Origin of the sequence: Psychrobacter sp. T6-4, from assembly GCF_052258425.1 — a bacterium.
Classification (GTDB): Bacteria; Pseudomonadota; Gammaproteobacteria; order Pseudomonadales; family Moraxellaceae; genus Psychrobacter.
In genome coordinates this window covers 124894-150402 of record NZ_JBQQEZ010000002.1, presented here as the reverse complement: position 1 = coordinate 150402, position 25509 = coordinate 124894, and the positions used below count along the sequence as shown (strand labels likewise).

Below are 25509 nucleotides of genomic sequence, written 5' to 3'. Positions count from 1 at the left end.
ATCAATATTTATTGTCTTCAAGGAGTGGTTTTATGAAACATATTGCCGATGAAAAATCTATCAAAGGTGGTCAGTACGATAAAGTACCGGAAAATTATAGCGGTACGGTTTATATCTGCCCGATGCATCCTGAGGTTAGAGATACTGAGAAGAGCGATTGTCCGATATGCGGCATGTTTCTCAAACCTGAAGACGAGGTTGCTGAATCCAACAGTAATGAGGGCAGTCATGCGCATTGTCATAAAGCGGATGCTAATAATAGTACTGAGTTAAAGTCTGTCGAAGGCAATAAGTACGACAAGATACCAGAAAATTATAACGGCACGATTTATATTTGTCCTATGCATCCAGAAGTAAGAGATGTTGAAAAAAGTGACTGCCCAATATGTGGCATGTTTCTTAAACCTGAAGACGAAGTTGCTAAAGATGATAGTCACGCCAGTTGTCATGGAAAGGATACTGATAGTAGCGGAGTAAAATCTGTTAAAGGCGGTAAATACGATAAAGTACCTGCTGATTACGATGGCACGGTATATACCTGTCCTATGCATCCTGAAGTGAGAGACGTTAGAAATAGCGGTTGTCCGATATGTGGTATGGCGCTTGAGCCCGAAACGCTTACTATCGGTGAAGAGGACACCTCAGAGCTTGACGACATGACTCGTCGTTTTTGGATATGTACCGTGTTGACTGTACCGCTATTAATATATGTGATGAGCGGTATGTTTGACTTAAACGTAGTTAATTTTAGTCAGTATGGTATCTCCTCAAAGATCTTACAATGGGCTGAGTTAGTGCTCGCGACCCCTGTAGTGCTTTGGGGCGCCGCCCCGTTTTTCGTCCGTGGCTGGCAGTCTATAAAAAGCCGCAATCTAAATATGTTTACCTTGATTGCGATAGGCGTAGGCGCTGCTTATATTTTTAGTATTGTCGCGACCTTTTTTCCCGATATTTTCCCAGACAGTTTCAGAGATGCCTCTGGTCAAGTCGGAGTCTACTATGAAGCAGCAGCTGTCATTGTAACCTTGGTGCTACTGGGTCAAGTATTAGAGCTCAAAGCCAGAAGCCAAACTTCAGGTGCGATTAGAGCTTTGCTTGAGCTCGCACCACCAACCGCAAGACGTGTCGATGAAAACGGTGAAGAAGTCGAAGTCTCGCTTGATGAGGTCGTCACTGGCGATAAGCTACGGGTTAAACCAGGTGAGAAACTACCCGTAGATGGTACAGTGATCGATGGTAATAGTAATGTTGATGAATCAATGGTGACGGGTGAGCCAATCCCTGTATCAAAAGTAGCAGGAGATACAGTGACTGGTGGTACGGTAAATGGCACCGGAACGCTATTAGTCGAAGCGGTCAATGTTGGAGCAGATTCAGTATTATCTAAAATTGTACAAATGGTTGCTGAAGCCCAGCGTAGCCGCGCGCCTATCCAGCGCTTGGTAGATCAAGTGGCGGGTTGGTTCGTACCTATTGTTATTGTCAGCTCTATCATAACCTTTATTGTCTGGGCGATATTCGGCCCTGAGCCCGCTATGACCTATGCTTTGGTTAACGCGATTGCGGTACTGATTATTGCTTGTCCTTGTGCCCTTGGTCTAGCGACGCCGATGTCCATTATGGTTGGTACCGGCAAAGGCGCGCAAAACGGCGTCCTCATCAAAAATGCTGAAGCGTTAGAGAGTATGGAAAAAGTCGATACCATTGTCGTCGACAAGACCGGAACACTGACCGCTGGTAAGCCCGAGCTTACCGCAATTGATGCGCAGGTAGGTCAAAATGAAGACGAGTTCCTCGCATTGGTAGCCTCAGTAGAAAGCGCTAGCGAGCATCCTTTAGCAGAAGCTATCGTTAGAGCAGCTCAAGAAAGATCACTCATTATTCCTAAAGCTACTGACTTTAATTCGACTACTGGCGAAGGCGTACAAGCCGTGGTCGATGGTAAGAAAGTCGCTATTGGTAACTCTAAGCTTATGGAAAGCCTAAATAGTTTTGATAATGAGCTGTCCACTAAAGCTGATGTCCGTAGAAAAGACGGTGAAACGGTAATGTTTGTGGCTATAGACGGTAAAGCTGCTGGTATTATTTCAGTTGCTGACCCTATTAAACCAAGCACTAAAGAGGCTATTTCACTGCTTCATGACGCAGGTTTAAAAGTTGTGATGCTAACCGGTGACAACGAAAAAACCGCGCAGGCAGTCGCCAATAAACTAGGTATTGATGAAGTTCATGCGGATGTCTCACCAGAGGATAAAAACCGTATCGTCAAAGAAATGCAAGACAGCGGTAAATTGGTCGCTATGGCGGGTGATGGTATCAACGACGCACCAGCGCTAGCGCAAGCTAATGTTGGTATCGCTATGGGAACCGGTACCGATGTGGCGATGGAGAGTGCGGGCATTACCCTGCTAAAAGGTGATTTAATGGGCATTGCCAAAGCTTATAAGCTTAGCCACGCCACCATGCGCAATATCAGACAGAATCTGTTTTTTGCCTTTATCTACAATGCACTTGGTGTTCCTATTGCCGCAGGTGTGCTCTATCCCATATTTGGGCTTCTGCTCAGTCCGATGATAGCAGCGGCAGCGATGAGCTTGTCGTCATTCTCGGTGATTGCTAACGCGCTGCGATTGCGCCGTTTGAAACTATAATTCTGGTACGGTAAAAAGTGTTCTAAAGCACACTGACACATACTGGTCTAAACAAGATCACAAAATATAAGGATACCGTTATGGGCAGCTTTTCTATTACACATTGGCTGATTTTATTGGTCGTAGTGGTGGTCGTATTTGGTACTGCCAAGCTTAAAAATGCAGGTAAAGATTTAGGCGGTGCGGTGAAGGGTTTTAAAGAAGCGGTCAAAGATGAAGAACCTGAGAATGCTCGCAAAAATCATGTGCTTAGCCATGAAAATAGTACGCCAGCTGCAAGTAATGATTTAAATACGCGTGTAGGTAATCAGGCTGATGATATGGAAATCAGCCCTATTTCCACTGATGACCAGCCTAAAGTATGAAGCGCGCCGCTTATAAATAGCGGCACTAAGTAGTCTATTAATATATGTGACTGTTATGTTTGATATTGGGTTTTCCGAATTACTCTTGTTTGGCGTCATTGCTTTAATCGTATTGGGCCCAGAAAAACTGCCGCAAGCCGCACGTACCGCTGGGCAATGGTATGCCAAATTGCGTCGCACGATTTCAACCTTACAGTCTGATATAGAGTCTGAGCTTGATTTGGCTGAGACACGAAAACAGATGCAAGATGAGCTGGCAAAGATTCGTCAGACTGAGACAGACATGCGGCGTGAGTTAGCCGAGATGCGCGGTAGTATGGATAAGTTTGAAAACTCGCAAAACCAAAGCTTAGATACTTCCTATCAGTCAAACACTCCTCAGCAGCAAAATCATCAGCCAGATACTTCCTCTTCTTCAGCTATAGAGAAGGGGGATAAATGAGCTTATTTAAGCGCCAAAAAAGTCGCCAAAGAAAGTTAGCAAATACAGATGCTAAGGCGTCAGATGCTACCCATAATGTTGAGACTGATAATGTGCTGAATGTGCTTAGCGACATGCCTATTACTGAGCATTTGATTGAATTACGCAAGCATCTCATCAAAATATGCGTAGCCGTTTTGATCGTCTTCTTAGCATTGGTAGGGTTTTCGCGTGAGCTCTACAATCTTTTATCAGACCCTCTGGTTGCGCAGCTGCCTGCGAATTCGACTATGATTGCTACTGATATTACCTCGAACTTTATGGCACCTATTCGCTTGACGATTTTCGTTGCTGCCTTTGTAGTGATGCCGTATATTCTGTATCAAATTTGGTCATTTATAGCGCCTGGATTATATAAAAAAGAGAAAAAAATCACTATTCCAGTGCTGATATCTTCGATATTCCTATTTTATTCTGGTGTCGCTTTTGCCTACTTTGTGGTACTCAAAGGCGTATTGAAGTTCTTTATTTTATTCGCTCCGCAAAACGTTATACCTATGACCGATATCGACAGTTATTTAAGCTTTGCGCTAAAGTTATTTATGGTATTTGGACTCACTTTTGAGATTCCAGTGGTTACTTTATTATTGATAATGGTCGGTATCATATCCACTCAGAGTCTAGAGAGTAAGCGCCGATATATCATCGTCGGTTGTTTTGCTGTGTCAGCGGTAGTCACACCGCCCGATGGGGTGTCAATGCTATTGCTCGCGATTCCAATGTGGCTACTGTTCGAGTTAGGTTTGTTTTTAGCGAAAGTACTCATTAAAGAAGAGCGTAAAACCGTATAACCTTGCAAAGTAGCTAATTTATAAACTAGATATATTGCAAATTAAGTATCTTGCAAAATGACTATTTCGTAAAGTAACTATAAAAATAACCTTATCTTAAATATTTAAGACACTTTTTTTATTTTGGCTGTCCCCTAAACCCTATCAGTACATTCAACTTAGTAATGAGATTTAAATGGAATCCCTAATTAATAATAAAAACAAAACGAATGATAATCTGGCAAATCAGCTTAATCAAGAGTGCTATTGCCGTACTTTAGATCGTAAAGCGCTTAATAACAGCCTGCAAGATCAATTAGTAAACACAAGAGATAATCCACTAGGAGCCAATGAGCTTAATAAGCTGTTTTCAGCGACACCGGTGTTCGTCCCTAAGACAGAGATAGAAGCAATGGTGCGAATCATCGCAGCTATTGAGTCGACTGCTAGACTACCGTCATATCAACAGCAAGTACTGTCGTGGGCACCCAATATCTCGGCTTTCGATCCGGGGCCAATAGGGGCCTTTATGGGTTATGACTTTCACTTAGGGAGCGATGACCCCAAGCTTATTGAGATCAATACCAATGCTGGAGGCGCATTTTTAAACGTAGCACTTGCCCGCGCACAAAAACACTGCTGTCGCCCCTCAGAGCAAAGTGTTGCTACTACTAAAATGCTTGATGGGTTTGAAGAAGCGGTCGCTAATATGTTCATACAAGAATGGCAGCGACAATCGGCAACTAGCATGCCCAATCGCATTGCTATTGTGGATAATGAGCCCAAAAGCCAGTTCATGTATTTGGAGTTTCAGCTGGCCTGCCAACTACTTCAAGCTAAAGGCATTGATACCGTTATACTCGATCCGTCTGAGCTTAACTATGCTGATGGTGTACTGACAGCTCATAGCAAGCCCATTGATATGATCTATAATCGGTTAGTCGATTTCGCCTTTGAAAACCCCAACCACGCCGTGCTTAAAAGTGCCTATTTAGAGGGTGCGGTAGTAGTAACCCCCAATCCGCATGCCCATGCTATATTCGCTAATAAGCGCAACCTGACTTTACTATCCGATACGCAAACTTTGCAGTCGTGGGGACTAGGTGATGATGATGCAGAATATCTAAAAAAGTCAGTACCAACTACCAGAATGGTTACAAAAGAGGATGCAGCAGAATTATGGCGTACTCGGAGACAATTGTTTTTTAAGCCAGTAGCTGGTTATGGTAGTAAGGGCGTTTACCGTGGCAGCAAGATTACCCGCCGCGTATTCGAGACTATTTTAGATGAAAGCTATATTGCGCAGACCTTTATCCCTGCTACAGAGCGATCAATAAAGATTGATGATGTGGTGACGACTAGAAAGGTAGATATACGTCTTTATACCTATGCAGGACAGCTGCTACTAACTGCTGGGCGTATCTATCAAGGCCAAGCGACTAACTTTCGCACACCAGGGGGTGGCTTTGCGCCTGTTTTTCAAGTCTGAACATAGCATGAACATGTAGCTTTGGCTTCTTAAGTAACGTTTACTAGTTTAATTATTCTGCATACCAACTTATCAATAAAACATCATGCTGAATTGGAAAGATGATGATCCAAACCGTTATCCACTACTTCCTGCATTTTGGCATGCCGTTGATTATTGCCTATACTTTTTTTCGTGATGATTACAAACGAGTATATTTGATTCTTTTAGCAACCATGCTGGTAGATTTAGATCACTTGCTAGCAACACCTGTTTTCTTACCTGATCGCTGTAGTATTAATTTTCATCCATTACATACTTACTATGCAATGGCAGTTTATGCGGCTATGCTATTTCTACCAAAGCCCTATAGAATAATTGGTCTAGGATTGTTACTACATATGCTGACTGATTCAAATGACTGCGTAATGACCTATCTGAATAGACTCTAGTGCTTATGCGTAGTCGTTAGCTATAGTGAAAAAATTATACAGGATTAGTTAAAATAAATAGGGTAATCTTCCTTTAATGTCGTTCCTTCCTCAAAAAGGATAAAAAGTGATTCTGGCAATTATAATGGCAGCGATTCTAATCGCTGTCTGCACAGCAATACATTATGGCGTATTAAAATTCTCGTCACAGTTTGTGACGCCGTCGCGCCATCCGGGACACTGCCTTGGGGTCGCAGTTGCCTCAATCGTGCTGGCTCATATCCTTGAGGCACTGCTTTATGCGACTGGCTTTTGGGTTGCTGTGCATAACTTTCAGGTTGGTGACCTCGTCTCGTCCTCATCCAACGGCAGTGCCTCCCTTACCTTTATGGACTACTTTTACTTCTCGCTAGTTAACTACACAACGCTTGGGCGAGGTGACCTCATGCCTAACGGACATCTTCGATTTATGACCGCGATGGAGGCCTTCCATGGTTTCCTACTGATTACAATGTCCGGAACCTTTGTGCTGCAGATCATGAATGGTAAAAAACCCCTTGCAAATTAGCTAAAGACTATTTAGCTAAAGACTATCTCGACTATGTGTAGCATAGGGCTGCATAAACCTATGTCAGGATACTAACGTTATTCTGGCATAAGAAAAATAGTTCAAGTTGTTATAAGGAATAAAGCTATGAATCCAAACAATAATAACTACCATCAGGACATTCATCAGTCTGATACTTCTAATAAAACATTAAATACTAATGACAACTGGATTGAGAAAATATGGGCGTGGGCAGATGAGTTTGAGCTCAAGCATTCTGAAATTCCTCGTAATAAAGAATCACTGTTAGCCCTAAAAAAGCTAGAGATCTTAGAGCCTGAACATGATGAGCAACACTCAAAAGACGTCTATAGAATAGCCTATCTACCCGATGAGCTTACCAACCTTACAAATCTAGTAGATATAACTATCAGTGGCATATGTTCAAGTCATTTACTGCCCAATATCGGTAAGCTCACTAATCTAACCAAACTGTCTATTAGTCACTCTAAACTTGTCGCATTACCTGAGAGCATCGGGCAACTGAGTTATCTTACTGAACTCTTTATTGATCAAAGTGAACTCGAAGCGCTACCTGATAGTATTGGACAACTTCATAACCTTACTAAGATGTTCATTGGTCGCTGTCAGATTCAATGTTTACCTGACAGCATTGGACAGCTTACTAAGCTTACGGTACTTGATATAGTTCACTGTGAGATTGAAGAACTGCCTGACAGCATAGGGCAGCTTATTAACCTCGCTAAGCTTTTTATTAGTTATTGCCCGCTCAAGCACTTGCCTGACAGCATAGGGCAACTCAAAAATTTAAATGACCTTGATCTTATTAACTGTGATCTCAAAGACCTACCTAGTAGTATTGGACAGCTTACCAACCTCAACAAGCTTTATATTAATCGTTGTCGTATTAAAGAGTTGCCCGCCAGCGTTGGACAACTGAGCAGTCTTACAGAGCTTTTTATTACTCATTGTGAGCTTGAAGAGCTACCTGATAGCATAGGCCAGCTTTTGAGCTTAACTCACCTTGACCTGCTTCACCTTGAACTAACGGAGCTACCCGATAGCTTTGGACACCTCATTAACCTTGCTGAGCTTAATATTATCAACTGTAAACTTAAAGTATTGCCTGATAGCATCGGACAGCTCGTTAACTTAACTAAGCTCAATTTTAATCACTCTAAGCTTGAAGTCCTACCTGATAGCATAGGGCAGCTTATTAGCTTAACTGAGCTTTTTATTAGTCATGGCAAGTTTGACAAGCTACCTGATAGCGTAGGTCAACTTACTAATCTAGAGAAGCTTTATATTAACCATTGTAGCCTCAAAGAGCTGCCTGAAATCATAGGGCAACTTAAGAGTCTGACTGAGTTTTTTATCAGTTATTGTAAATTGGGCAAGCTACCTAATAGTATTGGTGAGCTTAATAATCTTGTTAAGCTTGAGCTTGTTTATTGTAATCTTAGAAACCTGCCAGATAGTTTTACACAGCTGAATAGTTTGAGATGTATCAATCTTACTGGTAATCCTCTTGATAGGCTTTCTCCGAGGGTGAAATGTTATTTACGTTCTATTGATACAGTCTACGGTTGGGATAAACAATCATACTCTTAGCGGTTGTGCGATATTCACATCATACTCTTAGCAAACTTCAAACATTAAGTTACGAGACAATGCCACAATAGCATTGACTCGCCTTCTACAAAACCATATTCATGTTGCGGTTCAATTGCTATCAACCTTTCAAGAAGTAGATGATCCTTATGTGTTTGAGCGTGTTTTAGCTTCAGTGTATGGTGCAATATTATCGTCACAGAGCCATGAATCAATAAATGAGATATCCAGTTTTATCCTTAGCAATATTTTCGCTAAAGAAGAGGTGTATCCTAATGTTCTTGTAAGAGACTTTGCTCGAAATATCATTGAATATGCTAATAGTCATAATTTAGTAGGTTTTAGCGAAAGTGAGCTGAAGTTAGCTAGACCATCATATAAAAGTGTGTTTCCTAAAACTATTCCTAGTAATGAAGACATTGACAATGAGTACGCGAATGATTATGAAGATAAAACCATTCCTAAACATCGTTTTGCTCAAGATAAAATTATAGACTCAATGACGACAGAGTATGGTAGAGGTACAGGTTGGTACGGTGATTTTGGGCGTTACGTTTTTCAGTCTAATTTTAGTAACTGGAGTAATATAAATATTGATAAGCTTAGCAATTATGCTGTAGAAATAATTTTTAATAAATTTGGTTATGATGCAGAAAAACATGGTGAATTTGATAGAAACACTCCCTATACAGGTCGTGGTGAAAATAGAGTTGAACGAATTGGCAAAAAATATCAGTGGATGGCAATGTATGAAGTGGTAGCTAGAGTAGCGGATAACTTTGAAATGACAGACCCATCAACACGTTGGAAAGATGATAAGAAATACATATGGTACAACGGTTCTGTAGAGCCTTCTTTTAGAGATATAGACCCTACATTCATACCTCCTGATTCAACTAACATCCGTCTTATAACTCCCCCTAATTACAATGGGTGGAGTGATGATTTTGAAAATTGGGTAGTTTCAAAAAATGATTTAATTGATTCAAAAGAAGTCATCTTAAACCATTTTCAGAACGAAGACTGGTTATCCCTAGATAGGCATATTGAATTTGAGCCTAATAAGAAGTTAGGTGATGGTGACCATTCTGGCTCATATCAACGTGTATGGTATATGATCAACGCATATTTGGTAAAAAATGAAGACTTTGATCTGGTCGTATCAAATATACAGAATAAAAACTTTATGGGTCGATGGATGCCTGAGTCTGTAGAGAGGTATAACGATATATTCAACTTAGAGTATTACTGGTCACCTTTACTTGAAATCTATGATAATGAATATTATGGTAATTCTGGGTGGCAAAACATATATGAACGCCGAGTTGGTTCAGATGAAGATAGTTTAGGTGAAGTTTACGTTTGTTCAGAAAGTCATATTTCAGAAGGGATAAAAAATCGTGATTTAGGCTATAACATCAGTGCACCTGCTAGATTATTATTCGAAACTTTGAGTCTAAAAAATGATAAGTTCTCTGGTTCATGGGTTGATAAGCATGATGAATTAGTGATGTTCGACGCTTCTTTTTATGGTAATGAATCTGGTAACAACCTAATGGTGAAAAAGGACGCATTAGAAGAGCTGCAAAAAAGCACTGGATGTAGAGTGATCTGGACAATACTTTCAGAGAAGATTGCGATGTACGGAGGTACCAAATCAACTGAAAAAAGGTTAAATATTTCGGGTGTATATTACCTAGAGGATGGTGAGTTGGTCGGTGAGGATTTTTTCTTTACAACTTGATTTTTATAAGTTATTTACAATTAATTAAACGTTACTGTAGTTAGTGTGGCTCTCTGACTTGAAATAAAAAAGCTACTTAAATGTAAGTAGCTTTTTTATATGCCTATTTCTAACCTTAAAATAAGTTTATGAAATATGAGTTTATTCATGAAAGAGCTAAAGAGTAACTATTGTCACTAATCAAAAATTAGATGTACATTTTTTCTCACATTTATCCAGATAAGCATCCAAATTCTTACGCCGATATACAATGTGGCCACCAGTTTTACTGTACGTTATTGCATCAGACTTATGACAGCGCATATACTGCAGAGTGTTCACGGATTTGTTTAGATAGGCCGCTGCGTACTCAGGCGAAAATGGAGTGTCAGCAGATGCATTCGCTACAGTTTCTTTCATTAATGTGAGCTCATCATGTGTGTAATCAGCCCATTTCTTTTTCTTAATATACATAGTTAAATCTTCATCTTTGTTAATGTCATTCAACAATACAATGATTAGAATTAAATAAATATAAATAGCAATGAAAAAAAACTACTATAAAGTGTGGATATAAGCAAAAACTCTAATTTTTGCTTATGTTTACTTTTAAACTTACATATCAGTTACAATTTCTAAAAATAAAAAATTGCTACGGGGAGAGTAGATCAGTATGAGTAACTTCAGTAGTTTTAGAGGCTAAGTATTTTGAGACATAACTACGATAAGGAAATAAATTAGCAAAGATATTATCAATCGTAGCGAAATCTCAAATAATTGATCTTTTAAGCTAAATAGCAATTATGAAGAATATGGAGTAGGCTTATCGAGCCACTTTTCCAATGCTTGTTTAATATATTCGCTTGGAAGTCTTTCTTGTTCTAATCTCTTAAAGCCATATATTCCTCGGCGCAATTCTGTAAATAATGTTAACTCGTCATGAGTTAAGTGTGTTGGCTCATGATTTATAGAGTCCGGCTCATCTACCATACGATTGATAAACTGTTTTATCGTTTGGTCGTCCATCATGATAGCGGTCAACTTTGGACAGTATTCTCTGGCGCGGCTTAATATCATTAAACCTTCAGAGTCAATATCGCCCCAGTACGCTACTGTCTTTTTCTGTAACCAGCCAGCATTCATCCAATTAATATTTTTACCACCCCCTGCAACTGCAATCGTGTTTTCTGTTTCTGGGAGTGCTAAGCAAGATTGCTCATTTTCTACGACTAAAATATGTTTAGCAGGCAGCGCTTGGCTATGTAGAACATGTATCGGTAATCTTAAAATAGGCAAGCCAGATAAAGCATATCTTGTATCAGGGCACAAAGGTCGTACCATTAACCAGCCTTTAGGCTTATCCAAGCATCCGAGCCAATAAGCTAAGCCTTGTTCTTTGATTTGCCCAGGATAAAAAGCTTCCAATAAGGTCTCGATAAGCTTGTGATAGGTTTCTATAAACTTGGTATCAACGTAACATACTGGCAAAGCGCGCAAGTATAGCCCGGCACCCATTCCTTTTTTTAATTGCGGTATAAGCGCGACCAGTAACTTTAGATCATCAGCACTCAAGTTATCAACAACTTCTAACATATCAATGAGAGCAAAAAATAAATTCTCATGCCAGCTATCTGCAATCTTATTTGTACTGTTAGCAGATGACATTGTCATGCCTTTAGCGATTTCGGTATGAAGGTAGCTTAGTTTTTTTTGCCAGTCTTTAAGCTGCTGGCGTGCCGATGCGCCTAATATTTCAGACAGTGCTTGAATATTAGGAATAGTTAAAGTGATAGGAAGGGTCTGTTCAGAAAAATGTCGAAAGCTATTATGCTGCCATTGCACCATATCAGCGAAAGCAAAATTACGCCACGCTTGCACAAATTCGTGGAAATGCAGTGTATGGTTGAGTAATTCATTACCTGTTTTGGGAGGCTTTAGGCTTATGACAATAGGGAAGGCTCTTTCATTTTTTAAACGGGCTTTAAGGCGTGGTAGATTGTCCCACTCTCGCTTTTTTAGTTGTGTGATGACGGCTGCAGGCATCAAACCCCAATTTGGTGTTTCTGTAGTTATCATCTCTTTAGTCATGAAGCTCAATACCTAATTCTGCAATTTCTTGGTTGTCTTGGGAGAACTGTTCAAGCTTATTCTTTGCCAGGATGTTATCCACTTCTTTCCAAGTAACTTCGCATAATCGGCTTTCATGATGTTCTTGGTTACGCTCAGCAATCAGTAAGCTTCTGGCAGATTCACGTGCCAAATTTAGGTTCTTAAATGGGGTGATTAAGTTGACATGAATGTTTAGCTTTTTGAATACTTTTAGTACGCGGCGACTAACTTGTTCGGCAGTATTTGAAAAAGCTTCGTCCAGAAACACAGTACTATATATTGGCATATCACAGCCATCGGGCGTTAACACATAAGCGAGGCTTGCTGCAACAATCATACCCGCAAAAGATTCTTTTTCGCCGCCCGATTTGCCACTTGATGAGCTGAGCACGTCCAAGACCTCTTGTGTATCGTTATCAATTTCTTCAGCAAAAAATGCCAGCTGATAGCGAGGGTCTAATAAACGTAAACTTTCAAGGGTAGTACTCGAAGTGGAGCTAGTAGCTTTATCCAATATGTCGATGACCTCTTTAAGTAGGTAAAACCTTCTTGTATGGTTATCGTCGTTCACCGCAGAGAGGGCCTGATTGAGTTTTTGGTTAAAGGTTTGTACATGCAAGAAGTTTTCACGTTTTAAACTGAGCTTAAGATGAGAGTCTTGCCTAAACTCAGTTTTCTTTAATACCTCATTGATATGTCCAATACGCCGACGAATATCGTCATGCACCATAGATAAGTGATTACTTAGACGTGCCAGCGATTGAGTGGCATGTTTGTTTAAGCGTTTTTTAAATTCATCCAGTAACTCAGGTAATCCCTCATTGCTTAATTGGTTCAAATGGGCGATATAGTCATCCATACCATTCAGCCCTGTTTCCCATTCAACCGTATAAGCCTGCCATTGTGGTTTTGATTTATAGCTACTCATAATGCCGATAGCTGTATGAGTATATTTGTTGAGCCTACTTTGGTTTTCGTTTATTTTTTCTTCAAGCTGTTTGGTTATTTGCGTTTGATAGCTAGAATTGTCAAGCTCGATATTACCAACCAACGCCTTTAGCTGCTGTTTTACCTGCTCATCTAACTCTACTTCAGCTAATCTCTTAGATCTATCAAGCTCCTTTTGCACAGATGATAACTCTTGCTCTTTTGCACCGTTTTGACGCACCTTCTCTTTTTTATCTTGAGCGACTTTAGATAAAGCTTCTTCAGCATTATCAAAGCGTACTTTAGCTTGTTTTAAATCGCCTTGGGCGTTTTCAATAGCGCTTAGCTCATGTTCCTCATGCTCCAGTCTTTGTTGCCAATACGGTACATTGATTTGTGACCATTCAAATTCCTCTAACTTCTTCCATGAGGATATTTGCTCACTGACACTACGCATGGCTGCGCGTGCATCTTTCCAGTGTTTACTATCTTCTTGCAGCTTTGTTTTGAGCTGCTCTATTTCTACTTGCAGCAATGCGAGCTTGTTTTTGTTGCTAAAGCCCAGTTGCCAATGACGCCTATCATTAATACTCTGCAAGTCTTTTTTATCAAAGCGGCCTTTTTCTTTATGAATTAATCCTTGCCGAGTCATTGAAAAAGCAGTGCGGTCGAGCTGTTCGGTGTTAGCCACACACAGCAAATCATAACGAGATAAAAATGTTTTGAGCCAGTCACGATAAGAGTGAGTACGCCATTTTAGCTTACATAAAAAACCGTCAGCTTTAAATGCAGTATGGCTCTTAGCTTGTTGATTATCCAATACTACTTGTACACGGACATGTAATCCTGTGTGCTGGCTATTAAGCCATTTAGTAACAAGCGAGTAATACTCTTTTGGTACAAGTAATGTGGTTTTTAATCCTCCAAGTGCTCGCTCGATAGCGCCTTGCCAATCTTGTTCATCTTCTTCTATATCGACCAATTCACCGATATACATGAGTGTATTAGGATCAATGCCTAAACTACGGGAAATTGCGTCTTTTAGTTGGTTAAACTTCGGTGGAATATTTGAGTTAGGTTGGCTTTTAAGTGCTTCAATCTCATTTGATAGCTCTCGATGGTGTTCCTCAGTTTCATTTAAAGCAATGGCGCAGTCACCAAATTCACGTTCACGGTCTGCTTCTTGCTCAGCGAGATGCTCTTGAATATTATTGGCTTGAGTAATATTGCTGTGAAAAGTCTGCTCATCTAAAGTGGTTTTAATACTTAGGTTACGGCATAGTATTTGGTAACGAGAGGCGTTCGCATTGGTGCGGTTAAGGGTATCTTTAGTAGCTTGGATGTCTTTTTTTAGGCTATCAATGCGATTGCCGCCGAGGTTCATATATTCATCACGGCAGCGGTTTACTGTTTCAGTAGCATCACGCTCTTGTTGTTCGATTTGCGCAAGATCGCGCTCTAATTGCTCTAGCTGTTGTGACAACTGCTGTTGCTTTTGCTGATATAGTTTGGCGTAGCACTGAGCAAAATAGATCGGCAGCGCTTGTTTTTGCTTAGAAGTGTCATTAATAACTAATTGTGTTTTTACGATATCATCAGCAAGCTTTGGTAAGCGTTCAAGGTGGGTAACTTGCTCTTTGGCATCTTGCAGGCGAGTATGAATGGCAACCAAGTCACCGAATTCTTTCACAATCTCTTTGGCGTCATCACGAACGCCACTTGGCTCAAGTACCAGCGTACGAATCAGCTCAGTTAAGTCATCAATCTTTTTTAGACCCAGCGCTCGCGAGAGAAGGGCCGGCGCGTTTGGGTTGTCCATATAGAGCATGCGTCGGTACAGCTCTTGATAGTCGCCAAAATTATCATCACAGCAAGTTACTTCTGGCTGCATGCTTAACCATTGTTTTAATTTACGGACATTGCCTTGAGCAAACTGATCTAAGACCTCTGACAGTGGCAACTGTTTTTGAGCGACGACATACAGTCTTTTCACATCACTTAACGAGTTACTAGCGACAGTCGTCCAAAATAGTGCCAATAAAGTCATTTTTTGACCATCGTCACTGAGATATTCAGCAGATAGTCCTGTAATAACACCTTTATCGCGCTTACTTTTTACCTTAGTGTTGATACCATCGTGCGCTGAGCCAAAACTGCCACGCATGTAGCTGATTAGTGAGCGGTCACTTTTGTCATTTTGTGCTGCTGCGACATTAAAAGTCGCTCTACCAGCAGGCATGAGCAGTGCCATTAATCCATCAATTAAGGTGGACTTTCCTGAGCCATTATCTCCTGTGATGAGGGTTCCTTCCACGTCGATATTTGCCGTATGTAACCCATGGAATGACCCCCAATTAAATACAGACAGTTTGGCTAAGCGTATTTGGCTAAGTGGCGTGATGTTCAGAGTCGCGTCATTTGATGATTGTTGCATTATATTCATCCTCATTCGCCAAATAAATCGGACTGATTATCTACAGATTGATTATTGGAAGTTTTTTCGGATTTTACTTTGTTTGTAGATTGATTGTTTAAGGAGTCATCTTGAGAATATTTTTTATCTTCGAAATCGTCATTTTCAAAAGTAGGTGACTCTAATTCTGTATTTGTTGTACCTTGTGCCAAGCGCAGATATTCACCCAGCATACTCTCTAAAAAATCAGCACTGACCACATAACGAATCAAAGGCGTTATCTCGTAACGATCATCATTGCCGCGAATGCTACTTAATAAATGGCGACGGCTAAGCTCTTTGAGTCGCGCGCTCAATTTTTTAAGATCTCGGCTGGTATGATCAGTTAATGGTAAAAAAGGGATGAGTAGCGATGACAGGCGTTCAATGTCGATGATGATTTTTTGTTCGCCACTGGTTTCGCGCTCTTGATAATATTTTCGCAACATTAACAATATCAAGGTGTCATATAAGCTCAGTGTGCGTTTGCTAATCAGCGAGTGAGTGTGCTCATCATCATTACTATCTATAAGCTCATCTGCTAACAGGTCTTTAGGGTGGCTTGTACTTGCTGAATCAAAGCTATCTTGGCTGTTGCCTGCAGTCTCACTATCAGAACGAGCAATAAAAGCAATACCTTGCCGCTCATCTAAAACTAAGGTTAAGTAGACCTCAGACAAATGGCGCTGAATCATCGACTGATATCGGCATAATGAATGATATAAATTAGGTTTTTGCGCATGAAAAATAACCCCATGGCGCATGATATGTACTAAGACGCGACTGGCATCGCCAGGCATAGGGTCTAGCATAGTATTTTTAATCGCAGACTCATCGTTAACACTTTCGCTATCAGGACTAATAGTTTCGTTCTTACTCGCTGATGTAGATTTCTTATCGTGATTACTACTAACGGCAGTGTCACTGTTGGTACCAATGACCATGTCAAAAAAATGATTGGATACACTCATTCTAATCCTCTATATTCAGTCCGTTGTCATTAGTTTTTTATAATTAGTCTTATTAGAAGGTATGGTTACAGCGATAAGTCTTCAATATTTTCAGGGAATAAAGAAGGCGTTAGTAGCATTGTTGGTATGCTGGCACGTAACATATTGCCTTGATTGTCATTAATGATAACTTCCTCCACTGATGCAAGCTCAGTAGCTTTTACAGCACGGGCAATACGAATGTAAGCAACTAATTCTTCAAGCCCTTCACTAATGGGTAGTTGATGAATAAGCTGAGAAATGGTTTGTGGACTGTTTTGCATGAGCATAGACTTTACTTTTATGGCCACTTCTTGCACTTTAACTGAGTTTAGACTCGCAAGCATCTTGACGCTTGGCTCACGGCTATTAATATGAGGTGTTGTGAGGCCCATTTGTAGCCGCTCATCGGGTTGTTTTAGTCTGATTGAGTCTGGAGATGACAACTCAATCTTACCCACAGACAATGACAATGAGGTGTTTGATTTTAAGTTGCACTCTTCATTACGTAAGGTTACCGCCAACTGCTCAAGCTTGTTGATGAGTTTGCCTACGGTACGGTTTTCGCTCATTGCGCCACTTTCAATATAGGCTCTTAATTCTTGTTCGGTACGTCTGCGAATGCGAAGTACTCTTTCGCTCTCACGGCTCAGTTCTGCTATCAAATCCGCTAAAAACTGACGTTGATGTAAGCTTAAATGCTTTGCTGCAGGTGTTTGTAAGACATACTGCAATTGCTCACGAAACTCTGTGACACGGTTGTAATCACATAATAGTTGAAAAAACCCTTCAAAAGCACTGCCAGCTTCGGTCTCTGATAACACATTTTCTTGTTTCATAACTTCATTTAGCAGATTGCCTCTTGAAGTAGCGTCGTCGATCATCTGTATGCGAATGTCTTTATCAAGCTTACGTATTTGTTCTTCTAATAACCTAAAATCACCGGTGAGTTGTGACGCAAGCTGGTATATTTCACGGATATATTCACGCTGTTCATTGTCGCTCAACGTATGTACCACACCTGCCTGCAAATCGTCTATTTGACGCTGAATGGCTGCTTTTTTTTCTTCAAGTAACTTAACTCGGCTATCAGTATCTTCATTGGTAACGACCACAAAATCTCGAACAGCTTCTTGTACGATACGCAAGTGTGAGGCACTGACACCAATACTACGTTCTTCTAGCCCATGACAAAAGCGTATCACCATTTCTGTTGCATCAGTTTTGGTCAATAGATCATCAAGTTCACGAAGCCAGCCCTGAGCTATCCATTGATTAAGGTAAGTAGTAGCGTTGGTTTGGGTTTCCCAAATACCAAGATTACGACTGTGTTCAATTTGCGCCTCTAATAGTAATTTAGCTCGGTTATAGGGCACTTCGCTACGTTCACTGAATAGATCAGAGATAAACGCCATTATGTGCGGTGCATTGTCTGCTCGCATCAATCGCCATCCTGCATGCTCTTGATATAAGCGCCGATACTTAGCAGATAGGCCTTGAAAACTCACAATAGACTCCTTATCGGATAGAGGAAATTAACCCCAAATTTATTTAATATGGCAAATATGCTTGTCAGTCTATTTTTATTATTATCAAACCCCGATTTTCACAAAGCCACCTGACAAATATTATGATTAGCAAGTTGTAGTGCTAGCTTTATATAAACAGGCTTAGATGAATTATCACCATAGTATTTTCATATTGTGGTTGATAATCAGTATTTCTATAAATACTATTTATAGACCCGTAATATTATAGGTAATCACATCTGATAACTTTTAAACATATGGATATAAGTTAGTGCTGCAAGAGCCCATCACTTCATAACCACCTTGCCAGCCGCACCATCCATACGATAGTTTTTAATGTCACCAGCGATAACTAGGTTAATTGCTTTTTCAATCTCATCAAGGGGAACATTGAACCACTCTGTCGCCTTGTAAAGATTATTATCTGCTGCTTTTGAAGATACCTTGACTCTTTGATCGTAGAAGAAGGCATGCAAGACACTTTCCACACTACGAGCATTGGCATCATAGACTTGCCATTCAGCTATGATATCTACAGGCTGTTGCAAGAAAGCGGTATCCCTAATCGAGTGTTTAGTACGCGCTTCTCCTGTAAGGGTTGAGAAGCCAATTTTGTGCAGATGTTTATAGTGCGCTAAATCACTTGGGGTCTCAGTCAGCTTAGCAACATAAATGACACCGGTAAGTTGTCGCTCGTCCCCAAAGTTTTTGGCCAGTTCATCGTCCATCCAGTCGGGATCAGTAATTAACAGCTGATAGCTGTTTTCGTATTTATACTGCGCGGTAGCCAATGAGTGAGTGAGCATATTGGACTCTGTACCATTAGAAAATATTAAGCGTAATCTCTCTTGGCTACGGGTGTTTTTTCTGGCCTCTGCTTTATAAATATTAGCCACATAGCAAAGCATGCCATTTAAAACAAAGACGCTGCCAATGTTGATATCTTTCACTGATGAAAAGTTGGTTTTAGTAAAAGCACCCGTTTGAATGGCTTTAGATATACGCTCAAACGTCGCTTCAAATTTATAAAAGTCCTTACATTTGAACCGGCTGGCTATATCTTCGTCGTTATATTGATCATAGCTGGCACGTGTATTAGCCTTATGATCACTGATTAGGATTTCAGAATGAATATTGTCAAAAATCCCTAGGTCGTCACTGTTAAAAATATCATCTAGACTATTAATCACAGGAGGCTCGCTAACAACCTCAACTACCGGCTCAGCTTTTTCAGTGCCAGCGCTATTTGTCTTTTCAGACTCATTATTCTTATTACTTATACTTTTGTCTGAGAGTGTGGGTTTGTCGTCAGATAGGGTAGAGGCCGCACTTTGAGCAGTTAATAAACCATGTCTATCTAAAGCTAGCAGTTCTCGCGAGTCTGCGTGGTTAGTTTGTATGGTCGCTAACAGGCGAGCTTGTATCTTTTCATTAATATCGTTGGCACTGCTACTAGGCACGTGTCCCTGTTGATCGATAAAAAGGTTGATAGTGTCAAACTGCTGCGCTAAAACACTATTAGTATCTGCGCTTTTGGTAGTAGGCTTAATATCATCAAGTAGACCAGTACTGTCATTGATAAAAATATCGTCTAGCGTTTTGTACTCACGACTTTGATAGATCTCATCGAGTTTAATCATGACTATTGGCGTCTCGTTTTGCTTTTTGGTTTCTGACATAAGTGATAACCTCAGCCATACGTCGCTCGATAGCGTCCTCTGAGTTTTTATCAGGTTGACGATTTTTATTTTTCATAAATGCAACGATCTTTGGCCACATCAGGACCGCTTCTTCCTCAGTGACAGTAGAGCGGCTGGCATGGACGACGTCATTGATGGTTTGCAGTACTTCTTTGTCCACTGTCCTAGAGAGAACTTCATACGCATCATGAAAGGGATTGACGGAGCGCACAAGATCGATAGGAAGGTTGTTTACATTGACAAACTTACTGCCGACTTTGACAAAACCGTTGCTAGGGTTCGAGTCGCTATTACTACTTGATTTGGTGCTAGGGTTGTAAATTTTTGCGCCAGCTGGCAAGTGGCGCTCTTTAATGATGTCACTTTCGTTGAGCTGACCTTTCCGTTCAGCGTTCAGAGTAGCGATATCGACATACTCAGTGCCTTGCTCAACGAAAAATCGTTCATTTTCGATGACCGCATCCTCAGGAATATCCTTACCCTCAACCACGCCGCCTTGGCGGTTGATGGCCATATACTGCATGACGCCTTCTTGTACTTGCCGTACCTCATCAGTGTCTAGCGCTGGGTATTTACTACGGATAATACTTGGGATGACGGAGTCTGATACCGCTTCAGTCTCGACATTATTGGTTTCGGCGGCAATATACTTTTTGACTGTCTCAGTGTTCTGAGTGAGCTGGGCCAATATCTCATCACGGTCTTGGTTTAGTATATCCATGACTCGATCAGACGGAGGGTTGACGCTGTCGTCAATGATAACCGTACCTGCCGGCAAGTCTTGCGTCCCTAATAGGTCTATCTCACTGCGGCGTTTAAAGTTGACGTTAGGTTTGAGCACTTGTTCCATCAGTAGCGATAGCGTAATGGCTTTTAATAAGTCATTAACAGAGCTTGTCACAGTCGACTTATCGGCTTCTGGCTCAGCGATTAGGTTGGTAAATTGAGCATGGTGTTTACCTTGGCTATCTCGTGTCGAGCGTCCAATGATCTGCACCACCTCGGTCAGTGAGCCGCGATAGCCAATCGTTAATACGTGCTCACAATACTCCCAGTCGAAGCCTTCTTTTGCCATCCCAAGGGCGACGATGATATCCATCTGATCACGAGAGGTAATATCTGCTAAGTAAGCCTGAGTATTCGCCCGCATAGCGTCATCAGTCACTAGATCTGCGAGTAGCAATTGCTTACCGTCATGTGCGCGTATTGTCATAACACCAGTAATATCATCACGAGACTCAACTTCACCAATGACATCTATGATACGGCCAACGGTCTCATACTTGTCTGTCTCAGCAGTGAGACTGTTGACGTTAGGAATGTGAATGATGGTCTTCTTACTGGTGTCCAAGCATTCATCTAAGGCATCAAAAAATGATTTTTTATAAAAGTGATAGCCGAGCCCTAATGATTTTAAGTATTCATAACCATTCAGCTGTTCGTAGTAGGTGTAAGTTACCTTATCGAACTTCTCTTCGTCGTTGTCTGACAAGATGGGTACTGAGTCACCACGGAAATATGAACCCGTCATTGCCACAATATGCGCGCTAGTCTGTGTCATAATGCCATCTAGTATGGCACCCAAGCGATTAGAGTCATCCGCTGACACGTGATGGAACTCATCAATACCGATCAGCACATCGTTAAATAGCTCAATACTGCCGCCATCTTCAATCACTTTGTCAAAACCATATCGAAAGCTATGATGGGTGCAGACTAATACTTGGGGTAGGGCGCTGTCATCTACATCTTGGCTAATAAACTCTGAGAATATCGCAGTCTTACGTGTATCACTTTGAGCGAGACTTAAGCATAAGTTATAGCGGTCTGCCACCTCCCAATCGGCAAAGAATCCAAAGTCGCTCAGCGGCGTTGATTTAAAGGATTTACCGATACTCATCTCTGGGACGGCAATAATGACCTTTTTGATACCTTGATTGATCAGCTTGTCGAGTGCCAAAAACATCATGGCACGTGACTTACCAGAGGCAGGCGGCGACTTAATAAGCAAATACTGGCTATGACGCTTCTCAAATGCACGCGCCTGCATTTCACGCATGCCAAGCTCGTTGTTCTGTTTACTTTGACCCGTGCGGGCGTAATTTTGATTTAGGATATTAACAGTGGCAGTCATAGTCGATTCATCATAGGTAGAGATGCTTGTAAGTCTGTAGCGTCGTAAAAATAAAGCTCATTTGTCATAGCAATAGTGTGAAACTAATAAACACAAGTTATCGTATTATCATTACGATCAAACTCAGCCTTTTGATCAAAGACACCGTCCATCCAGTGTGATGTCTGACGTGTTTTGAAGTGTTTCCACACGCTTTGCATATCTGCATTCTTGGCAAACTTCAGGACGTGTGCACCACCTTCTGACTCAGGTCTAAACTTATATTGATACTCTGTTATAGGTTGTTCACGGTATTTGACACCATTTGCAAATTTAATATGGTATTCAGTATATTCATAATTAGTATGCATGCTGATATCCTTTATGAGTGGGCTATAACCAGGGGTCCATTGAGATCTAGGTGTTATAGAAAACTCATAAATATCATCATTTGCATTCGGTTCTGCAAGGGTCTTCATTTTCATCGATTTATCAATGAATTTATTATGATGTTCATTGATAGAGCTATAAATGGGACCATCACCGATACAGCCATCTTCCATCCATGCAAACAATATAAACATATCGCCTTCAGGAAGGTCTTGACCATTTTTGCCTTTTAGCGATATGAGGTCACTTTGCGACGCAGCTGATGCTTGACCCGCAGAAAACACGAGTAGGGCAGCAATTGCTGCACTTGATAAGATTTTGGAAAACATAATAGAACGCTCTTTATAAGGGGTTTGATATTGTTTTGGTATGGATGTTAATGCCAAATAAGCTACTTAGCTTTCTTTTTCGTCTTACTTTGCTTTTCCGCTTCGATAAGCTGCTCATAACGTGCCAGCAAATGCGCCAAACGCTCTTCGGTATTGGCAAAGCCTTGCGGGCGATACAGCTTGTCCACCGCGTCGTCTAACGTGCTATGCGCTTGCTTTAAATCATCAGGCATCTTATCAGGGTCATATAACTCTGCGAGAGTCATGCCAGCATTGTTAGCGCGAGCGAGTAAGATTTCTTCTGCTAAGGTTTCAATATGCTGTTTCTGATCGTCTGTGGCGTCAGGGAAGGGGAAGGTGTTGTATATGATAGTCCCAGAGTATCGGTAATCACTTTTTAGGCGACCAGCAACCAATCGCATCCAATCATTATGAGAAAGAGAGTTTAAAATGCCAAAATCAAATAGCGTGCCATTAGGGATCATTTGATTAGCATCTGATGATATTATTGTATGGTCAAAGAAACCCATTGGTACGTATTTACGACGTTCTGAGGAAACCCTAGGTACAAGAATATAGTTGCCTTCTTTAGGTTGAGCTATTTGTCGAAATAAATGTGGATATTTGGCATAATCCCTAGTTGATTCTGCATCGCTATTTTCTCTTAAGTTTTTCACTCCATCTAATCTTTCTTTGATTAAAGGATATTTAACCAGACTTTTTAAGTCAGCACCCTCGAACCATAAGCACCACCTTTGCTGGCTATGTAAAAATTCTTTTGCTCCTAAAATTTGTTTTATATATTGTTTTGAAGATGGTTCGTTGAACTCAAAATTACTTTTCTCACTTTCATCTAGATATAAAAATCCACCATCAGTAGGTTTATTACCGAATATCATTTTAGTTCTTGGCTGAATGGGTTTTCTTAACGCCTCTACAGTAATATTGCTTCCTGATACGAGATATGGGCTAATATTTTCTACTTTCTCACTATGCCATGATTTATTAACAAGCTTATATATTGTTTTATTTTTGCGACCTTGAGTAGAAAGACCAATAATAATCACATGTACAGCCGCATTGTGCTTAGCATTGTTAGTCCAAGGGAACGTTTGATAAGCAAAGCGAATATGGATACCTAATTTGAAAATATCAGGGAATAGCATGGCTACTTGCTCACCTTGAGCAATTGAGTTAGTAGATACCAAAGCAAGCTCGGCATTAGAGTTAGCAATATACTGTGAACCTTTCCAAAACCAAGAGGACACATAATCTAAATATTTAAGAACTTTTTTTCCAAAAACAATTTTCATGTCTTCAGCTTGTTCGTCAGTTCTATTGGTTGTGCCCCCAAACGGCGGATTACCGATAATATAAATCTCATCCGTGCTATTATTCGGACAGACGTCCTGCCAGTCGATACGCAAGCTATTGCCATAAATGATATGACCACTGTCTTTCAGCGGTAGCATCGGCTGAGAGACACCAAATTCCTGCTCACACAGCACATTCATCTGATGCTCAGCGAGCCACAGTGACAAGCGTGCAATCTGACTGGCAAAGTCGTCATACTCGATACCGTATAAGTTATCTAAGCTGACCACACTATCAAAGCCTAGACCTAATAGATTGTCATTAGAGCCTAGTAAATCGCGTTGTGCCTTTAATATATCGATCTCTAGTTTGCGTAACTCTTTATAAGCAATGATCAAGAAGTTGCCTGACCCGCACGCTGGGTCAAATATTTTGATTTGGCTGATACGCTTAAGTAGGGCATCTAAACGTTCGGCTTTATTATTCTTATGGCGATTGTCATGACTTAATGCTCTCACCGCGTCTAGCTCTTCATGTAGCTCATCTAAGAATAGCGGCTGAATGACCTTCATGATATTGCTAACACTGGTGTAATGCTGTCCTAAGCTGCCACGCTGCTCAGGGTCAATCACCGCTTGAAACATGGAGCCGAAAATATCGGGGTTAATCTCGGCCCAGCTCAAACGTGCGCACTCTAACAAGATACGGCGGGTGCGTGCATCAAACTCCGGGATGGCAAAGGGATATTCAAATAAGCTACCGTTCACATAGGGGAATGCACTTAGGTGAGTGGGCTTGGCATCGCGCTCGGTGCTAGACTCAGGTAAGTTGAGAATGTCAAACAGCTCATATAAGACGCTATCGACGTCACTGCCATCTATATTGGTAGTGCCATCGATCACATCATGGAACTGATCTGGCTTAAAGATACCCGTATCTTCGGCATAAAAGCAGAACAGTAGTCTCGTCAAAAATATATTAAGCGCATGTAAGTCATCAGCAGTATTAAACTCGTTGAGCTTACGAATATGATCAAACAAACGCCCCATTTTCTCTGACGCCTGCACATCGGCTGGGTGCTCTGAGTACTCACGCGCACGCTCTAGGCCGGCAAGTGGCAATAAAAAGTGGTAGTTTTTATAAAGATCGGTAAAGTCGCAGTCAAGCGTCTCATCATACTTAGTGTCGTTAATCAGTACTGTATTGAAGTCTGTCACCATTACCATACGGATTTTGTGCTGATTAATGATTGGACTGCTTATCACCTCACTTAGGGTTTTAGCAAGGTCTTGGCCTTCAGCGACAGGCTTGAAGTAGATGCGATGCTTATTGGCAACCTCACCAGCTTCAGGGTTGGCGGCAACGTTAAAACGGCTATCGTTCTTTTTAAGTGCCGTTATCGTGGTTTTCGAGACATCGAGTAGCTTTAGAAAATCAAAGATAAAGTCGTCTTGTTTATTCTTATCAATGACTTTGGTGGTTAATTTTTCTAAATCTTCAAAAAACTGGGTTTGGTTAAATGCCATGGAGGTCTCTTTCGATGAATTACGGGTGTAAATTAGCAGGCTAATGTGCAATTATAGCGCTAT

General features: G+C 41.0%; 18 protein-coding genes. 9 read left to right on the top strand and 9 right to left on the bottom strand.

Features of this window, described 5'->3' with window-relative positions:
* Nucleotides 1–32 precede the first annotated feature (32 nt).
* The 9 genes from ACTXGE_RS02360 to ACTXGE_RS02320 all read left to right on the top strand — a co-directional run bounded on the left by ACTXGE_RS02360 (nt 33) and on the right by ACTXGE_RS02320 (nt 10089).
* Nucleotides 33–2651: a copper-transporting P-type ATPase gene (locus ACTXGE_RS02360; protein WP_443541613.1), complete on the top strand. Its 2619-nt coding sequence runs from the start codon at nt 33–35 to the stop codon at nt 2649–2651.
* An 80-nt stretch (nt 2652–2731) separates the two neighbouring features.
* On the top strand, nt 2732–3016 hold the full coding sequence (gene tatA / locus ACTXGE_RS02355) for a Sec-independent protein translocase subunit TatA (protein ID WP_011959992.1): 285 nt from the start codon (nt 2732–2734) through the stop codon (nt 3014–3016).
* Nucleotides 3017–3071: 55 nt separating this feature from the next.
* Nucleotides 3072–3458 carry a Sec-independent protein translocase protein TatB gene (gene tatB / locus ACTXGE_RS02350; protein ID WP_192992010.1) on the top strand — a complete coding sequence of 129 codons (387 nt, stop codon included), beginning with the start codon at nt 3072–3074 and terminating at the stop codon, nt 3456–3458.
* Nucleotides 3455–4288 (top strand): twin-arginine translocase subunit TatC, encoded by an 834-nt coding sequence (gene tatC / locus ACTXGE_RS02345; protein ID WP_025645697.1) that lies wholly within the window; start codon nt 3455–3457, stop codon nt 4286–4288. The genes tatB and tatC overlap by 4 nt, the downstream gene beginning before the upstream one ends.
* A 175-nt stretch (nt 4289–4463) precedes the next feature.
* Nucleotides 4464–5756, top strand: a complete 1293-nt coding sequence (locus tag ACTXGE_RS02340; RefSeq protein ID WP_286708074.1) for an ATP-grasp domain-containing protein — start codon at nt 4464–4466, stop codon at nt 5754–5756.
* A 101-nt stretch (nt 5757–5857) separates the two neighbouring features.
* Nucleotides 5858–6187, top strand: coding sequence for a DUF6122 family protein (locus ACTXGE_RS02335; RefSeq protein WP_226945081.1), 330 nt, complete (start codon nt 5858–5860; stop codon nt 6185–6187).
* Between the two features lie 124 nt (nt 6188–6311).
* A complete protein-coding gene (locus ACTXGE_RS02330) occupies nt 6312–6734 on the top strand; it encodes an ion channel (RefSeq protein ID WP_201611663.1) in 423 nt (140 codons plus the stop codon).
* A 126-nt stretch (nt 6735–6860) separates the two neighbouring features.
* Entirely contained in the window at nt 6861–8345 is a 1485-nt protein-coding gene (locus ACTXGE_RS02325) for a leucine-rich repeat domain-containing protein (RefSeq protein ID WP_193005964.1), read from the top strand.
* A gap of 73 nt (nt 8346–8418) precedes the next feature.
* Nucleotides 8419–10089: a hypothetical protein gene (locus ACTXGE_RS02320; RefSeq protein WP_443541611.1), complete on the top strand. Its 1671-nt coding sequence runs from the start codon at nt 8419–8421 to the stop codon at nt 10087–10089.
* A gap of 180 nt (nt 10090–10269) precedes the next feature.
* Here the strand turns inward: ACTXGE_RS02320 and ACTXGE_RS02315 are convergent, their stop codons facing one another.
* From ACTXGE_RS02315 to ACTXGE_RS02275, 9 genes are all read right to left on the bottom strand, one after another.
* Nucleotides 10270–10488 carry a helix-turn-helix domain-containing protein gene (locus tag ACTXGE_RS02315; RefSeq protein WP_156770958.1) on the bottom strand — a complete coding sequence of 73 codons (219 nt, stop codon included), beginning with the start codon at nt 10486–10488 and terminating at the stop codon, nt 10270–10272.
* Nucleotides 10489–10869: 381 nt separating this feature from the next.
* The gene (locus ACTXGE_RS02310; protein ID WP_083328828.1) at nt 10870–12156 is read right to left on the bottom strand and encodes a Wadjet anti-phage system protein JetD domain-containing protein; all 1287 of its coding nucleotides are present in this window, start codon (nt 12154–12156) and stop codon (nt 10870–10872) included.
* Nucleotides 12149–15538 carry an ATP-binding protein gene (locus ACTXGE_RS02305; RefSeq protein WP_071001766.1) on the bottom strand — a complete coding sequence of 1130 codons (3390 nt, stop codon included), beginning with the start codon at nt 15536–15538 and terminating at the stop codon, nt 12149–12151. The genes ACTXGE_RS02310 and ACTXGE_RS02305 overlap by 8 nt, the downstream gene beginning before the upstream one ends.
* An 11-nt stretch (nt 15539–15549) precedes the next feature.
* Nucleotides 15550–16527, bottom strand: a complete 978-nt coding sequence (locus ACTXGE_RS02300; RefSeq protein ID WP_443541609.1) for a DUF4194 domain-containing protein — start codon at nt 16525–16527, stop codon at nt 15550–15552.
* A 65-nt stretch (nt 16528–16592) separates the two neighbouring features.
* A complete protein-coding gene (locus tag ACTXGE_RS02295) occupies nt 16593–18053 on the bottom strand; it encodes a DUF3375 domain-containing protein (RefSeq protein WP_443541607.1) in 1461 nt (486 codons plus the stop codon).
* A gap of 308 nt (nt 18054–18361) precedes the next feature.
* Nucleotides 18362–19753 carry a GIY-YIG nuclease family protein gene (locus ACTXGE_RS02290; RefSeq protein WP_443541605.1) on the bottom strand — a complete coding sequence of 464 codons (1392 nt, stop codon included), beginning with the start codon at nt 19751–19753 and terminating at the stop codon, nt 18362–18364.
* A complete protein-coding gene (locus tag ACTXGE_RS02285) occupies nt 19707–21908 on the bottom strand; it encodes a DEAD/DEAH box helicase (RefSeq protein ID WP_443541603.1) in 2202 nt (733 codons plus the stop codon). Before ACTXGE_RS02285 ends, ACTXGE_RS02290 begins: the two co-directional genes overlap by 47 nt.
* 83 nt (nt 21909–21991) lie before the next feature.
* The gene (locus ACTXGE_RS02280) at nt 21992–22663 is read right to left on the bottom strand and encodes a hypothetical protein (protein ID WP_443541601.1); all 672 of its coding nucleotides are present in this window, start codon (nt 22661–22663) and stop codon (nt 21992–21994) included.
* A gap of 5 nt (nt 22664–22668) precedes the next feature.
* Complete coding sequence (locus tag ACTXGE_RS02275) at nt 22669–25446, bottom strand: DNA methyltransferase (protein ID WP_443541599.1); 2778 nt, start codon at nt 25444–25446, stop codon at nt 22669–22671.
* Nucleotides 25447–25509 lie beyond the last annotated feature (63 nt).

Bases quoted from the DNA above. Each gene is read 5' to 3' on its own strand.
- ACTXGE_RS02360 (WP_443541613.1), top strand. From the start codon at position 33: ATGAAACATATTGCCGATGAAAAATCTATCAAAGGTGGTCAGTACGAT.
- tatA (WP_011959992.1), top strand. From the start codon at position 2,732: ATGGGCAGCTTTTCTATTACACATTGGCTGATTTTATTGGTCGTAGTG.
- tatB (WP_192992010.1), top strand. From the start codon at position 3,072: ATGTTTGATATTGGGTTTTCCGAATTACTCTTGTTTGGCGTCATTGCT.
- tatC (WP_025645697.1), top strand. From the start codon at position 3,455: ATGAGCTTATTTAAGCGCCAAAAAAGTCGCCAAAGAAAGTTAGCAAAT.
- ACTXGE_RS02340 (WP_286708074.1), top strand. From the start codon at position 4,464: ATGGAATCCCTAATTAATAATAAAAACAAAACGAATGATAATCTGGCA.
- ACTXGE_RS02335 (WP_226945081.1), top strand. From the start codon at position 5,858: ATGATGATCCAAACCGTTATCCACTACTTCCTGCATTTTGGCATGCCG.
- ACTXGE_RS02330 (WP_201611663.1), top strand. From the start codon at position 6,312: ATGGCAGCGATTCTAATCGCTGTCTGCACAGCAATACATTATGGCGTA.
- ACTXGE_RS02325 (WP_193005964.1), top strand. From the start codon at position 6,861: ATGAATCCAAACAATAATAACTACCATCAGGACATTCATCAGTCTGAT.
- ACTXGE_RS02315 (WP_156770958.1), bottom strand. From the start codon at position 10,488: ATGAAAGAAACTGTAGCGAATGCATCTGCTGACACTCCATTTTCGCCT.
- ACTXGE_RS02310 (WP_083328828.1), bottom strand. From the start codon at position 12,156: ATGACTAAAGAGATGATAACTACAGAAACACCAAATTGGGGTTTGATG.
- ACTXGE_RS02305 (WP_071001766.1), bottom strand. From the start codon at position 15,538: ATGCAACAATCATCAAATGACGCGACTCTGAACATCACGCCACTTAGC.
- ACTXGE_RS02300 (WP_443541609.1), bottom strand. From the start codon at position 16,527: ATGAGTGTATCCAATCATTTTTTTGACATGGTCATTGGTACCAACAGT.
- ACTXGE_RS02290 (WP_443541605.1), bottom strand. From the start codon at position 19,753: ATGTCAGAAACCAAAAAGCAAAACGAGACGCCAATAGTCATGATTAAA.
- ACTXGE_RS02285 (WP_443541603.1), bottom strand. From the start codon at position 21,908: ATGACTGCCACTGTTAATATCCTAAATCAAAATTACGCCCGCACGGGT.
- ACTXGE_RS02275 (WP_443541599.1), bottom strand. From the start codon at position 25,446: ATGGCATTTAACCAAACCCAGTTTTTTGAAGATTTAGAAAAATTAACC.